Genomic DNA, 15,307 nt, shown 5'->3' with positions numbered 1-15,307 from the left:
ATATTTAGTCTAAGTTTTAATGTTAAATTAAACCTAAAGCATGGGGTTAAAACAAAAGATGAGATTTTACGTGACCTAGGCTTATTTGGCTAGCATTTATTGTAATTAAAGCCAGTAAACTCCTGCATTATCATGAGTTAGCTTCTAATGGTCTTGTTTCATTTAAACTTGAAAAAAACTTATATCGTAAATTGTAATTTTTTCTATTAATAAATATCTCAATACTTGTGAAAAATAGCCTTCTTCATTTTAAATTTATTGAAAGTCAAACTAAAGTTTATGTCGTTACATCCGATACAATTGTATTGCGTAATAAAATTAAGAGGTAAGCATGAAAGAAGTAAAGTTCAGGTGGGTAGATCAATTTTTGATTAAGTTATCAATCAAAGCAAAGTTCACCATCTTGGCAATTGTTCCAATAGCTCTAATTTTATTACTTACTTTTACACTTATTAATAGTTTTCAAACTACCTTAGCTAAAGCTGAAATTGACGAGGCGGTATCGTTAAATAACACATACAATCACGCTGTTGATGTAGCACTAAATCTACTTGATGAAGATAAGCATCAAGCCTTTTTATCCGATTTAGATGGCTCAAGCCGTGCGGTTAATATTGATACTCTTACTCGCCAAGAGCAGCAAATTGCACGCCAGGGCGGCGGGTCAATTGAAACCAGTACTGGGTTTACCGTATTTAGTGAAGTTAATGCACACGATATTGTCATTACAACCCAAATTAAACATCAAACTATCGAAGAAAAAACAAGTGATGATAACAACTTAGCTTATTTATTAATGACAATAATCATCATCATCATTTTTCTATTTTCTTACTATATTTCAACCTTTATCGGCGGAGCGCTCTACACAACCGTGATGGCACTTAGAAGAGCTACGGACGGTGATTTAACCAGTCGATTAAACTTTTTTGAAGTCCCTGATGAGTTCAGTTTACTTGCCATCAGCGTTGATGAACTTGTTGATAGACAACATAAACTTGTTTTACAAATGACACAGGCGACAGAGCAAATCAGGCAAGTCGTTCACGGGTTTAGAACCACGGCAGAAGATGGCCAAGCCGTTGCAGTGAATCAACGTCAGCATTTAGACTCGCTAGCTACCGCGATGGAAGAAATGACTGCTGCGGTAAAAGAAGTAGCTCGTAATGCCGAGCAATCTTCATCTGAAACTCAAGAAGCAAACAATCAAGTGACTGCTGGTTCAAATGACATCGAAACCACGGTTCAAGCCATTGATTTACTTTCAACTGAAATCGCTGGCGCGTCTGATGCGGTCAACGAACTCAATGACAATGCCAGTAAAATTGATGCTGTGGTAACGACCATTAATGCTATTTCTGAACAAACTAACCTATTGGCGCTCAATGCCGCTATTGAGGCAGCGCGCGCTGGTGAACAAGGTCGCGGCTTTGCTGTTGTTGCTGATGAAGTGAGAACCCTTGCAGGGCGCACTCAGTCCGCCACAGTAGAAATTAAAACCATGATTGAAGCGTTACAATCTGGAACACAAAACCTGACTCAGGTGATGTCGCGAACTGTTGATCAAGCTGAAGAAGGTAAAAAACATGTACTGCAAACCGGAGAGGATTTAGCAAGTATTGCTCATCACAGTGGGAAGGTGTTCGAGATGAGTGTGTTAATTGCAACGTCAGCAGAAGAACAGTCTGCTGTGGCGAATGAAATAGCCTCTAATTTAATGGAAATTAGAAACCAATCTCATAATGTTGAAGAAGCGGCTAATCTATCGGTGTCAGGCTGTAATGAACTTAACAGTACTGCTGAAGAATTAGATAAATTGATGATTGGACTCAAAATTTAATTTACTATTTCTAACAGATAAAATTAACTACAATCTATAAAAAGCTCGTCACTATTGGTGACGAGCTTTTTTTATTCTAAAACCTAAAATGCAAACATTAAAGTGACAACTTGTTACGTTATCGGTTCTTTTCTAAACGCGCTAATAAGCTAGACGTATCCCAACGATTACCTTTCATCGCCTGCACCTCAGAGTAGAATTGATCCACTAACGCTGTAACAGGTAAATGACTGCCATTTCGGCGCCCTTCTTCCAGTGCAATGCCTAAATCTTTTCGCATCCAATCAATGGCAAATCCAAAATCATATTCACCCTGCCACATTGTTTGGTATCGGTTTTCCATTTGCCAGCTTTGCGCAGCACCTTTACTAATAACTTCAACTACTTTTAAACCATCAAGTCCAGCACTTTTAGCAAAATGTAAGCCCTCAGCAAGCCCTTGTACCACACCTGCAATACAAATCTGATTTACCATTTTCGTTAACTGGCCTGCACCTACTTCACCCAGCAATTCGGCACAGCGACTGTACGATTCAATAACTGGCTTAACTTGATTAAATACAGACTCTTTACCCCCCATCATCACAGTAAGTACGCCATTTTCAGCACCCGCTTGGCCGCCAGAAACTGGAGCATCAAGAAATTCAATATTTTTATCAGCCAATATCGCTGCCACTTCACGGGCAACATCTGCTGATGCCGTGGTATGGTCCACTAAAATAGCGCCAGATTTAATACCGTTAATAACACCATTTTCACCAAGGACCACTTGCCTTAAATCATCGTCATTACCAACACAGGTAAAGACAATATCTTGGTCTTTTGCAGCCAATGCAGGAGTTAGTGCAAATTCACCTTGGTAATCATGTGTCCATTGTTTAGCTTTTGCAGTGGTGCGATTATAAACCGTAACTTGATGGCCCTGCTTAACAAGATGTCCCGCCATCGGGTACCCCATAACGCCAAGGCCAATAAATGCTACTTTCGCCATAATATCCTTCTTATTATTCTAATGAGTGAATGCTATTAACTATGTGAGTTTCTAGTATCTAAAACTTAAAGTGCAGGTTTTACATGGGCTTCCATTTCAGCACCAATGCGCTTACGCATATCCATTAATCTGAGTGCCGAATCTCTTAAACGAATATCATCTTCATTTTGAGGGATCCATTCAGGCACGGAAGTCGGTTTACCATCATCGTCTACTGCAACCATAATCACAATACAATGGGTGGTTAAATGACGATCAGGTTCTTTAGGATCGCCAGCTTTTACATCAATGCCTAAATGCATTGAAGAAGTGCCGGTATAAATGACTTTGGCACTCACCTCAACAATATTGCCTACATGGATAGGTTTAACAAAGCGAATACCACCCGCATAAACGGTAATACAGTATTTTCCACTCCAGCCGGCTGCACCTGCATAGGCGGCTAAATCAATCCATTTCATTACAGCGCCACCATGGACTTTTCCGCCAAAGTTTACATCAGCAGGTTCTGCTAAAAATCGTAAGGTGATCTCTCTATCTACTCCGGCCATAACGCCTCCTAAATTGTTGCACTCGCAACAGTTTACGATACTTTGCTGCTTAAATGGATAAATTCATCTTGTTTGATTTAATTAATATCTTGGACTGAATATTCGCTAAACAAATCACCTATTTTATAGCGTTGATTTCATATTCTTCATTCTAACTTTCATTAAGCAACATCTTGATATATATGAGGCAAAAAAAAACAGCCACCTTAGTGACTGCTTTATCATCAAGCACCTATAAAGCTTTACGATTTACGCATCGCCTTTTTTAAATAAAAGCGATCCGTTAGTCCCGCCAAAACCAAATGAATTACACAAAGCATAATCAAATGTATGCTCTTTTGCTTTATGGGCAACAAAATCTAAATCGCAGCCTTCATCAGGGTTATCTAAATTGATTGTTGGCGGCACAATTTGATCACGTAAAGCCAAAATGGTCACGATCGCTTCAACCGAACCTGCAGCACCTAATAAATGGCCGGTCATAGACTTAGTTGAACTCACTAATAAGTCATATGCATGTGGGCCAAATACTGATTTGACTGCAGCAGCTTCCGCTTTATCGCCAGCAGGAGTTGATGTGCCATGAGCATTAATATAACCCACTTTCTCATTAGCAATTTGCGCATCATTGATTGCGTTGACCATTGCAGCGGCTGCGCCTGCACCATCAGCTGGAGGCGAAGTCATGTGGAATGCATCGCCACTCATGCCAAACCCAACTAACTCAGCATAAATTTTTGCGCCGCGGGCTTTAGCGTGCTCATATTCTTCCATCACCATGACACCAGCGCCATCACCAATCACAAAACCGTCACGGTCTCTATCCCAAGGACGACTGGCCGCTTGTGGTTCTTCATTACGAGTTGATAACGCTTTAGCTGAGCCAAAGCCAGCCACAGCAAGCGGAGAAGTCACATCTTCAGCGCCACCTGCCACCATCACATCGGCATCGCCATAAGCGATAGTACGAGCGGCAAAACCAATGTTATGCACACCTGTCGTACAGGCCGTTGTGACTGCAAAGTTAGGGCCTGTCATGCCATATTTAATTGATAAATGGCCAGAAATCATATTAATAATGGTGCTTGGTACAAAGAATGGAGACACTTTACGCGGGCCACCTTTTAACAAAGCTGCATGATTTTGCTCAATTAAAGGCATGCCGCCCATGCCTGCACCAATCGCAGTACCGACGCGAGAAGGATTTTCTTGTTCCATATCCAAACCAGCATCATTCATCGCTTGGATACCTGCAGCCATGCCGTATTGGATAAACAAATCCATTTTACGAGCATCTTTACGTGATAAGTACTGCTCAACGTCAAAATCTTTAACAGAGCCACTGAAGCGAGTGCCAAAATCAGTTGCATCAAATTTGGTAATGGGTTCAATACCACTTTTACCTGCTAATAAAGATTGCCAAGAAGAATCGACATCGTTACCCACTGGAGTAACTAGTCCTAGGCCTGTAATCACGACACGACGTTTAGACACAGTAGTCACCTTTGAAATAATTAGGCATAAGCCAACAATAAACAGTATGGGTTAATCCATCATCAATGACTTTGTACTGGGTACATTTAGCATTGAGCAGATAAGAAGCGAGCTGAAGGATTAACACTTTGGAAATAAGTCTAGTCGAATAGTATCGACTTCAGAAACAAAAACAGGCGGCATAAATGCCACCTGTTTTTGTGAATCTGGGATTACTGATTTTTTGAAACGTAATCGATCGCTGCTTGAACAGTAGTGATCTTTTCAGCTTCTTCATCAGGGATCTCGGTATCAAACTCTTCTTCTAGAGCCATAACCAATTCAACAGTGTCCAGAGAATCTGCACCTAAATCGTCTACGAATGATGCAGCTGATTTAACGTCTTCTTCCTTAACGCCAAGTTGCTCAATGATGATTTTCTTTACACGTTCTTCGATGTTGCTCATTAGTTTTCTTTCCTATTCAAATTACACACTTGCGTAAGATTGCGAGTAGTTTATTCGATCCAGCTGACAATGCAAGCTTAGTTTTCGTGGTCTAACCACGAAAATTATCATACTTTGATATCAATCCAGATTCAATAAAAGTCGTTGCCCTTACAGGCGATTAAACCATGTACATTCCACCATTTACATGCAGGGTCTCACCTGTAATGTAAGCAGCAGAATCAGATGCTAAAAATAATACTGCGTTAGCAATCTCTTGTGCTTGCCCTAAACGCTCCATTGGCACTTGAGACATGATAGCTTGCTGTTGTTCTTCATTTAGCTCATCTGTCATGTCAGTTTGAATGAAACCTGGTGCAATAGCATTCACTGTTATTTGACGAGATGCAACCTCTCTTGCAAGAGATTTTGTAAATCCAATCAAACCAGCTTTAGCAGCTGAGTAATTAACTTGCCCTGCATTGCCCATGGTTCCTACAACTGAACCAATATTGATGATACGTCCATTACGTTTTTTCATCATAGAGCGCATAACAGGTTTTGATAACCTAAATAGCGACGTTAAGTTAGTATCAAGAATATCTTGCCACTCATCGTCTTTCATACGCATTAATAAATTATCACGTGTGATACCCGCGCTATTGACAAGAATATCAACATCACCGGCTTTTTCTTTGATCTGGGCGAATAATTGCGCAACTGATTCTTTGTCAGTGACGTTTAATACTAAACCGTGACCTTTATCACCAAGGTATTCTTGGATTGCAGCAGCACCTTTTTCGCTCGTTGCAGTACCAATAACTACAGCGCCGGCTTCGACTAAGGTTTCAGTAATAGCACGGCCAATACCGCGACTTGCGCCAGTCACTAAAGCAACTTTGCCAGTTAAATTAAAGCTAATGCTCATGAAAATTCCTTATTGGATTAAAGCAGATAAAGAAGCCGCGTTATTTACCGCCTGCCCCTTTAATGATTTATTAATTCTTTTTGTTAAGCCAGTTAACACTTTCCCTGGGCCCATTTCCACTAAATCTGTAATACCTTTTTCGGCCATTAATTCAACTGATTCGCTCCAACGAACTGGGCAGTAAAGCTGACGAACTAAGGCATCTTTAATATCGCTTCCAGAGGTCGGTGTCGCAACATCAACGTTATTAATAACTGTGATATTTGGTTCATTAAATGTCAGCTGTGCAAGTGCATCAGCTAATTTATCAGCAGCAGGTTTCATTAACGCGCAATGAGACGGCACACTGACAGGCAAGGCAACGGCCATTTTAGCTCCAGCAGCTTTACATGCTGCTGCTGCTCTTTCTACTGCTTCTTTTTCGCCAGCAATAACCACTTGACCAGGACTGTTAAAATTAACAGGGCTAACAACTGCACCATTTGCTGATTCTTCACAAGCTTTGGCAATAGCATCGTTATCCAGACCAATAATCGCAAACATAGCACCTGTTCCTGCTGGTACAGCTTGTTGCATTAACTGACCACGAAGCTCTACTAATTTTACTGCATCAGCAAAATTAATTACTCCTGCACACACTAGTGCAGAGTATTCACCTAAGCTATGTCCTGCAAGCAAGCTAGGCTTAGCTGCGCCGCTTGCTTCATAAGCACGGAAAATTGCAACACTTGCTGTTAATAATGCAGGTTGTGTTTTATCAGTTTCATTAAGGTTTTCTGCTGGCCCATCTTGAGTCAACGCCCATAAATCGTAACCTAATACTTCACTTGCCTCGGCAAACGTATCTGTTACAACTGGGAATTCAGCAGCTAAATCAGCTAACATGCCAACAGCTTGAGAACCTTGTCCAGGAAAAACAAAAGCCATATTTTCCATTGTATTTATTACCTTTATTCGTTCATGAAAAATGAAATATTCGTCATATTTTAAAGCATTGCATACCAAAACTTTAACGATAGAGAACAGTTAGTTAATGAGTGCTCTGTTCATAAACTAAAAATATCTTACTGACGTTTTAACAATAAATCTAGAATCTTACTGGTGCGCTAAGGCTAAAAGCGAACAAGCGCACTAATACTAAAAACGCACAAGTGCGCTGCCCCAAGCAAAACCGCCGCCAAATGCTTCTAATAAAATCAGTTGGCCGCGTTGAATTCTGCCATCTCTTACCGCTTCATCTAATGCAATAGGCACAGATGCAGCAGAAGTATTACCATGCTTCGCCAGCGTTAAAACCACTTTGTCTAAACTCATATTGAGCTTCTTAGCTGTGGCTTTAATTATTCTAAAGTTAGCTTGATGCGGCACTAACCAGTCAATTTCTGATTTATCAATATTATTAATTCGTAATGTTTCAGTTACCACGTGAGAAAGCTGAGTGACAGCAAATTTAAAGACGTCATTACCTTTCATCGTCATAAAGCTAACCGCTTCTGATGACTCATTTGCTCGCGGTGGGAATGAACACTTCAATAAATCGCCTTGACGACCATCTGCGTATATATGGGTAGAAATAATACCTGGTTGTTCACTAGCACCAATAACTGCAGCGCCAGCGCCGTCACCAAATAATATCACTGTGGTACGGTCATCAGGGTCACACAGGCGTGATAACACGTCAGCGCCAATTACCAATACTTTTTTAGCGGCACCCGTTTTAACAAACTGGTCAGCGACTGATAAGGCATAAACAAAACCTGAACACGCCGCAGCGATATCGAAAGCAGGAATCGTATGAATACCGAGTAATTTTTGAATTTCGCATGCTGCAGCTGGAAATGCATTACTGGCGCTTGTGGTACCGCAGACAATCATGTCTAACTCACTGGCTTCAATACCTGCCATTTTTAATGCTTTTAATGCAGCTTGATAACCCATTGTTGTAACAGTTTCATCTTCAGCAGCAATGCGACGTTCAGAAATACCTGTACGCTCCACAATCCACTGATCTGAAGTGTCGACCATTTTTTCTAGATCGAGGTTACTACGAACTTGCACCGGCAGATAACTACCAGTTCCGAGAATTTTTGTATGCATATAATGAGATCAGCTATTGATGTCTAAAAGAATCGTCTCCAAACGATCTTTAATCATTTCCGGAAGACGACGTTTTGCTTCTGTAGCAGCTAAATTGATTGCTTGTAAGTAAGCGGCTTCATCAGCGTTTCCATGACTCTTTACTACTATTCCGCGCAATCCTATCAGACTTGCGCCATTGTAGTGGTCGGGGTTCATCTTGCTGAGTACTGATTGTATACGTGGAGCGAGGAGTTTAGACAACATCCGCACGAACAAACCTTGCGTTAGTCCACGTTTTAATTGGTGAACTAATAACTTGGCAATGCCTTCAGATGTTTTTAATGTGATATTGCCAACAAAGCCGTCACATACAATGACATCAACACTTCCAGTGAATATCTCATCACCTTCTACAAAGCCTGTGTAATTGACTTGTTCAGTATCCATTAAATACTGCGCAGCTTGTTGAACTTGATCGTTACCCTTCACATCTTCAATACCGACGTTTAGTAAGGCAACTTTAGGTTTGGCGCGTTTATGGACGGCTTCGCATAACACTGAGCCCATAACTGCAAACTGAAACAAGGTTTCAGAGTCACAGGATACGTTGGCGCCAAGATCCAATAAATAAACAGGTTTACCTGTGACTGCAGGTAAACAACTCACTAAAGCGGGCCTATCAACGCCAGGAAGCGTTTTTAGTAAAATCTTAGCCAATGCCATTAATGCACCAGTATTACCGGCACTAACGCAAGCTTGGGCTTTACCATCTTTAACTAACTCTAGCGCCAAACGCATTGAGCTTTGTTTACGCGAGCGAATAGCTTGGATAGGTCTATCACACATAGTGATAACTTCAGTGGTATGAATAATTTGAATTCGTGCACGAACAGCACTGTCAATTTCAACTAAATGGGGATCTATTTCAGCTTGGTTGCCGACTAGAATAATGGATAGTTGGGAATTGAATTTCAGTGCCTGCAAGGCTGCAGGCACTGTGACGAGGGGGCCATTATCGCCCCCCATCACATCTAACGCGAGCGTCAGATCCGTCATAAGATTAGCAACAAATTACTTGTTGATAACCTTTTTACCGCGGTAGAAACCATCAGCAGTCACGTTGTGACGTAGATGTAATTCACCGCTAGTAGCGTCTACAGATAATTGAGCAGTGCTCAATGCATCGTGTGAACGGCGCATGCCGCGCTTTGAACGTGATTTTTTATTCTGTTGTACAGCCATTTGACTTGTCTCCTAGATTACTTGCTCTTCAGTTTTTCTAACACTGCAAACGGATTTGGACGCTCCTCTTGAGAGGGCTCGATTTCGCCTACAGCTATGTCACTTGTTCCTAGGTTGCAATCAGCATTCTGATGCATAGGAATAATTGGCATAGCGATTATCAATTCATCTTCGATCAACTGATGCAGACGAACTTCACCAATTTCATTGCACTCAATCGGCTCATACGCATCCGGGAGCTCATCGATTTCTTCTTGTGTCTTACAAAGACCAAAGGAGAAGTCGACCGTAACCTCTGTGGTATATGGTGTCATGCAACGTTGACATAGCAGAGTGAGCTCCGTCACAGCCTTCCCGCGAAGGTAGACTATCCCCTGAATATCGACGCCACATTCTAACGACACTGTCACATCGGAACAATCGCCAGCACATAACTCGTTTAATCGCTTATTCTGTTTGCCGGGCACAACACCTTCATAACGAAGGCCGCTGGCTGCAGTTCGAATAGGATCAATTGATACTGGTATCTTTACTGTTTGCATAAGGCGCGCATATTATAGTTTGAAAACGCTAGAGTCAAAGGAAATTTATCCAAATTGAGGTTAATTGCTTAACTAAACAAAATGAACAATTTACTAAAACGCCAACATTAAAATTGATCGAAGCGAAATATTACCTGTCACAGCCTGCGATCACAAGCACGATCCGGCTAAATTTACTGCATTTGAACGCAATTTTGACTTATTATAGTCGTAATTATCTAAATATATGAAAGACGTAACATGAATAGCAAAATCATCTTGGCTTCTACCTCGGTTTATCGCAAAGAAATTCTTCAAAAGTTACAACTGCCCTTCGAGTGTATATCGCCAAATATAGACGAAAGCCCCTATGAAAATGAAACAGCACAAGCATTAGTGTTAAGACTTGCAGAAGCTAAAGCCTTTGCAGGGACTGAATTATACAATTCTATAAATAAAAATGATCAAAATGAAAGCTCATCAGTACTTGTTATTGGTTCTGATCAAGTGGCTGTAATAGATGGTCAAATTATTGGTAAACCTCACACTACTGAAAAAGCTATAAAGCAATTACAACAAGCATCAGGTAAAGCAATTACCTTTTATACAGGTCTTAGTGTAATAAATAGTCATACTAAGCAGGTATTCAGTTTAATCGAACCATTTACCGTGCACTTCAGAGAATTGACTCTTGCAGAAATTACGCGTTATGTTGAACTAGAACAACCTTTATACTGTGCTGGCAGCTTTAAAGCTGAAGGACTAGGAATCGCTCTGTTTGAAAAGCTTGAAGGCGATGACCCTAACACCTTGATTGGCTTACCACTGATTAAGCTTATTCAGTTACTTAAAAAACATGATATTCAAGTATTGTAAAAGTGACGTTTTTTAATAAAAAATATATGAACCTTTATTAAGGATAATCAAAGGTTCAATTTAAAATCGGTAATTTTTGAATGACTATTATCGGGCTCATCAGAGTTCAGCGTCTTGATCATTGAATAACTCACCTCCACCTCTTATAACCGATAAAATTAAAATGATTATTGAAGACTAAGAAGCAAGGAGTATAAACAACAAAATAAAAAGTGATTAATGCTAATAAAATTGAAAGCCTGCAATAGAAATTCACAAACTCACATAGAGACAATTAAAATAAGTTAATCAATAAATATTACAGACTAAAATAACCAACAAAAAATAAAATACCAAGTACACTCTACCTTTCAATATAATGTTCAACTTTCAATACAAAACCTTACATTTCATATAAACCACCTCCCTAGTTCGACAACATATTTACATTGTTATAGATTAAAAACAAACCTAAAAAGTTAATGAAACGATAAATTAATGTATCCCACTCTAATTAGCAATTTAGCATCACTTTGTAATAAAAATAAATCACCAACATGGAGAGGGAGCAGTAAAACGAACAATAACATTAACTTAGCCAAGAACACAGTAAGGCGACCAAACAACTTAAGATTCAGCTAAACCAATGTTTAGTTCGCAAAATAACTTAAATATACATTTAGATCACATTGCAACTAATATCATTTATCATGTAAGAATAAAATTGACATTCATCACATACTAATTCTTTGCAAACATTTACATTCCTCACCGAAGCAATCACGGAATTACTAATAATAGATAATAGGATTAGTAATTAATAAAAATTAAATCTGCAATATCAGAGGTGTTAACTAAAACATCGATATTGCACAAATGATTTTCCCACACTGCTTTATTACATCTAAATCAATTTAGATACTCAAACATTTTAAAGCCAAGTGTATTTAATCGTTTTTATTAACGGATGAATTAGTAAATTATTCGTTTCACCTAATTTTTTACAAGATATTCATTTAAATGGACGTCATGAAAGCTATTAAGGTAAATACTATTTATCCCATCCACCGCTTTAAACTGTAGATTGAAATAAAAATAATATTAAATGCTAAGCGCTAGCTAGCAAGGAACATAATGATGAACAAACAATTCAAATTAAGCCTTATTTGTGCTTCAATTTTGGCCTTAACTGCGTGTAATGATGATGACACAGTTACGATTGATCCCAATCCTGATTTAGAAGTTCAAATAGCTGAGCTAACAGAACAGAATCAACAGTTAGACGAGGCTAATAAAGACTTAACTGAAGCGAACTTAACCCTTGCTGATGCCAATGAAGAATTGGATGGCAAAGCTGCTAGTTTTGTCAGTACCTTCCAAGAACAATGTGCCAACATCGGTGTGAATTTCGAATATGAAAATCCAAACCCAGATTCGCCATATGTCAATAATGGTAAATCACCAGAAGCGAGTTTAATTGGTGTATTTGGCATGCCTGAAATCCCTTTTGAGCATAACGAAGGTTCGACATGTACTTCATGTCACACCGATGGCCACGATAGCGGTAAGGCTTGTGATACTTGTCATAGTTTTGCAGCTGAACCTGTTGAGCCAACAGATCCTGTTGAGCCTGTTGACCCTACTGATCCAGGCGCACCTGACATGCCTACTCATCCAGCTGATGGAAATTGGGATAGCTACACAGGCGCATCGAATGTAGGCACTTTCTATTACAATGCTGATGGTGCTTCATTTGTAAACGCTGCATTCTTAGAAACTCGTATGGGTAAACAAAATACCTTCTACGAGTGGAAAGAAGCTGCTGAAGGTGAAGGAGTCGCAACTCTTAAAACGGCCTGTGGTCTAGAAAATCGTGAGTTTATTACTCATGAATACCCTGAAGATGGCAAATCTTACACCTTAAATAGCTACTCTAACTTCAAAGGTGCATCTACTTTCACTACTTTCCGTATGGAAGAAGGCACTCCTATAGCAAGTTCTGCTACATTTGGCCCAGGTATGAGTTTAGAGGATGATGGTGAGTATTACATCGACTTGTTTATTACTAAGAATAATACTTGTAAAAACTTAATCACTAATGGACGCGGTGAAGTACATTACTATGAATACGATACGCGCTCTAATGTGAAAAAAGGCTCACCAGATATGGGCCCACGTAACGCAGGTGCTCGTATTCAAGTCACAGCTGATTTGCATAAGTCCGTACTAAAAAGCTTTGATTGGTTCACACCAGTTTACGGTGCAGATGGCCAATCATTCGACCCACAAGCTGTTGATTGGGATACTGTAGGTTCTTGTGATCTTAAACTTAAAGTACAAGTAATTTATCCACTAGGTTAATTTCTGCTTTAGTTCTATACACAAAAAAGCCGATGAGTAAATCATCGGCTTTTTATTTATTCATAAGTCACTTAAGCAACCATCTACCTAAAGTATGAATACAATAAGCTAAAGGTACTGCAATATGTCAGTTGGCTTATTTGCTGTAGCTGTCGGATTTTGACTCAATAATTCTTCCAAACTATGGGCGCCATAGGTTACTGCAATACTGCTCACACCGGCATTATTAGCCATTGCAATATCTAACTTAGAATCGCCAACCATTACCGCTTGCTCTGGCGCAATATTGAGCTCTTCAAGTAATGAGGTAATCATTGAAGGATGTGGTTTAGACTCAGCTTCATCAGCAGAGCGTGTCGCCATAAAGTATTGCCCTAAACCAGTTTCAGCTAACATGCGATCAAGACCAGCTCTTCGCTTACCAGTTGCAATTGCTAGCGTGTGCCCTGCTGCTTGAATTTCAGTTAATACTGTTTCGATGCCATCAAATAAAGGGCTAGGAGTAACATTTATATTGAGATAGTAATTTTTATACGCTTCAAGTAAATCATCATATTGATCAGCGTTATTTGGAAACAAATTTTCCATGGCTGGTAATATTGATAATCCGATGATATCGCGCACTTGCTGATCAGTCGGCACCGGCAAACTCAAATCTGAAGCCACACACTGCATACAATCGACAATTTTGCCGATTGAATCCATTAACGTGCCGTCCCAGTCAAAAATTACTAATTGATACTGATTGGTAGTGTTTAGAATCATGCGCGTTTTAACTTTTCTAAGGTCGATAACAAGATATCATCTAAAGGTGCTTTAACCGTTTTAACTTCATCATTTTCAGGATGGATAAACTTAAGCTCTGCAGCGTGCAAGAATAAACGATTTAGCCCTTTTTCTCGCATTGAGTCATCAAACTTTTTCTCACTGTACTTATCGTCACACGCAATCGCATGACCAGCATATTGACAATGAACACGAATTTGATGGGTACGCCCTGTAACAGGGCTTGCCTTGACTAAAGTACAGCCATGATAACGCTGCATAATTTTATAACGGGTTTCTGAAGGCTTGCCTTCAGGATTAACCCTGACAATACGTTCACCTGATTTCAAAGTGATTTTTAATAACGGTGCTTTAATCACTTTATCTTTAGCTTGCCAATCACCACGCACTAATGCCATGTAATCTTTTTGCATGGTCTTTTTTCGGAGTTGGTCATGCAAATGTTTAAGTGCACTGCGCTTTTTAGCAATTAAAAGTACGCCGGAAGTATCTTTATCTAAACGATGCACTAATTCTAAAAATTTTTGTTGCGGTCGTAATGAACGAAGGCCTTCAATCACACCAAAGTCGACACCACTGCCACCATGTACAGCAATTCCAGCAGGTTTATTCAATACGATAAGGTGATTATCTTCATGAATAATACGTGCTTCGAGTTGCGTTACTTTCGACAGTTTTGCCGAAGGCGCTGTACGGTGATCTTTTTCAGCCATTCTTACTGGCGGAATACGCACTACATCATCAATTTGTAATTTGTACTCAGGTTTTATCCTTTTCTTATTTACACGCACCTCACCTTTGCGCACGATTCTGTAAATCATGCTTTTAGGAACACCTTTTAATTTGGTGAGGAGAAAATTATCGATGCGTTGCTCAAAATGATCTTCATCAATGGTGACCAATTGAACTTTTGTGGGAGTTTCTGTATTCATGATGCGCCTATAGTAATTACGGCGCACATTGTACCCTAAGTTTTCCCTTGATGGGACAATAAGAATTCGTTGTTTTGATTGCTGTATAAATTGTTTATTGCTATATTTGCGCAGTGATTGAGGATAAACAGTGAATAAAATGTTCACAACCTCAATTTATTAAGGTGTTTTTTCAGTAGAATTCATGAGCACGGCAGGTCGCAAATCATTGATTTGCAAATTGTAAACATCACAAAGCAATAAGAATTGCTTTTACAGTTAAACCGTCTGTTTCATCATTATTTACAAAGTTTTCCTGAAAC

15 protein-coding genes are annotated in these 15,307 nt (G+C 39.6%); 3 read left to right on the top strand and 12 right to left on the bottom strand.

The features are described from left to right. The first annotated feature begins 331 nt into the window (after window positions 1–331). Window positions 332–1,840: a methyl-accepting chemotaxis protein gene (locus K5Q58_RS14670; RefSeq protein WP_220754668.1), complete on the top strand. Its 1,509-nt coding sequence runs from the start codon at window positions 332–334 to the stop codon at window positions 1,838–1,840. Between the two features lie 118 nt (window positions 1,841–1,958). Here the strand turns inward: K5Q58_RS14670 and K5Q58_RS14665 are convergent, their stop codons facing one another. From K5Q58_RS14665 to yceD, 10 genes are all read right to left on the bottom strand, one after another. Continuing rightward, complete coding sequence (locus tag K5Q58_RS14665; RefSeq protein ID WP_220754667.1) at window positions 1,959–2,831, bottom strand: NAD(P)-dependent oxidoreductase; 873 nt, start codon at window positions 2,829–2,831, stop codon at window positions 1,959–1,961. A 65-nt stretch (window positions 2,832–2,896) separates the two neighbouring features. Beyond that, the gene (locus tag K5Q58_RS14660) at window positions 2,897–3,382 is read right to left on the bottom strand and encodes an acyl-CoA thioesterase (RefSeq protein WP_220754666.1); all 486 of its coding nucleotides are present in this window, start codon (window positions 3,380–3,382) and stop codon (window positions 2,897–2,899) included. Between the two features lie 249 nt (window positions 3,383–3,631). Beyond that, window positions 3,632–4,876: a beta-ketoacyl-ACP synthase II gene (gene fabF / locus K5Q58_RS14655; RefSeq protein WP_220754665.1), complete on the bottom strand. Its 1,245-nt coding sequence runs from the start codon at window positions 4,874–4,876 to the stop codon at window positions 3,632–3,634. 212 nt (window positions 4,877–5,088) lie between these two features. Continuing rightward, window positions 5,089–5,322 carry an acyl carrier protein gene (gene acpP, locus K5Q58_RS14650; RefSeq protein ID WP_011496723.1) on the bottom strand — a complete coding sequence of 78 codons (234 nt, stop codon included), beginning with the start codon at window positions 5,320–5,322 and terminating at the stop codon, window positions 5,089–5,091. 160 nt (window positions 5,323–5,482) lie between these two features. After that, entirely contained in the window at window positions 5,483–6,229 is a 747-nt protein-coding gene (gene fabG / locus K5Q58_RS14645; protein ID WP_220754664.1) for a 3-oxoacyl-ACP reductase FabG, read from the bottom strand. A 9-nt stretch (window positions 6,230–6,238) separates the two neighbouring features. Then, a complete protein-coding gene (gene fabD / locus K5Q58_RS14640) occupies window positions 6,239–7,165 on the bottom strand; it encodes an ACP S-malonyltransferase (protein ID WP_220754663.1) in 927 nt (308 codons plus the stop codon). A 201-nt stretch (window positions 7,166–7,366) separates the two neighbouring features. Next, window positions 7,367–8,326, bottom strand: a complete 960-nt coding sequence (locus K5Q58_RS14635; protein ID WP_220754662.1) for a beta-ketoacyl-ACP synthase III — start codon at window positions 8,324–8,326, stop codon at window positions 7,367–7,369. 9 nt (window positions 8,327–8,335) lie between these two features. After that, complete coding sequence (gene plsX / locus K5Q58_RS14630; RefSeq protein ID WP_220754661.1) at window positions 8,336–9,364, bottom strand: phosphate acyltransferase PlsX; 1,029 nt, start codon at window positions 9,362–9,364, stop codon at window positions 8,336–8,338. A 15-nt stretch (window positions 9,365–9,379) separates the two neighbouring features. Continuing rightward, on the bottom strand, window positions 9,380–9,550 hold the full coding sequence (gene rpmF / locus K5Q58_RS14625) for a 50S ribosomal protein L32 (RefSeq protein ID WP_011496728.1): 171 nt from the start codon (window positions 9,548–9,550) through the stop codon (window positions 9,380–9,382). Between the two features lie 17 nt (window positions 9,551–9,567). Next, window positions 9,568–10,092, bottom strand: coding sequence for a 23S rRNA accumulation protein YceD (yceD, locus tag K5Q58_RS14620; protein WP_220754660.1), 525 nt, complete (start codon window positions 10,090–10,092; stop codon window positions 9,568–9,570). A 240-nt stretch (window positions 10,093–10,332) separates the two neighbouring features. On the opposite strand from yceD, the gene K5Q58_RS14615 reads away from it, so the two are divergent. Both K5Q58_RS14615 and K5Q58_RS14610 read left to right on the top strand, forming a co-directional pair. Next, complete coding sequence (locus K5Q58_RS14615; RefSeq protein ID WP_220754659.1) at window positions 10,333–10,947, top strand: nucleoside triphosphate pyrophosphatase; 615 nt, start codon at window positions 10,333–10,335, stop codon at window positions 10,945–10,947. Window positions 10,948–12,063: 1,116 nt separating this feature from the next. Then, on the top strand, window positions 12,064–13,287 hold the full coding sequence (locus tag K5Q58_RS14610) for a hypothetical protein (RefSeq protein WP_220754658.1): 1,224 nt from the start codon (window positions 12,064–12,066) through the stop codon (window positions 13,285–13,287). A gap of 108 nt (window positions 13,288–13,395) precedes the next feature. Here K5Q58_RS14610 and K5Q58_RS14605 read toward each other — a convergent pair whose 3' ends face one another. Further along, window positions 13,396–14,052: an HAD family hydrolase gene (locus K5Q58_RS14605; protein WP_220754657.1), complete on the bottom strand. Its 657-nt coding sequence runs from the start codon at window positions 14,050–14,052 to the stop codon at window positions 13,396–13,398. Beyond that, a complete protein-coding gene (gene rluC, locus K5Q58_RS14600; protein WP_220754656.1) occupies window positions 14,049–15,005 on the bottom strand; it encodes a 23S rRNA pseudouridine(955/2504/2580) synthase RluC in 957 nt (318 codons plus the stop codon). The genes K5Q58_RS14605 and rluC overlap by 4 nt, the downstream gene beginning before the upstream one ends. Window positions 15,006–15,307 lie beyond the last annotated feature (302 nt).

Origin of the sequence: Shewanella sp. KT0246, from assembly GCF_019654955.1 — a bacterium.
In the GTDB taxonomy this organism is placed as follows: Bacteria; Pseudomonadota; Gammaproteobacteria; order Enterobacterales; family Shewanellaceae; genus Shewanella; species Shewanella goraebulensis.
This window is presented reverse-complemented; position numbering and strand designations above follow the sequence as displayed.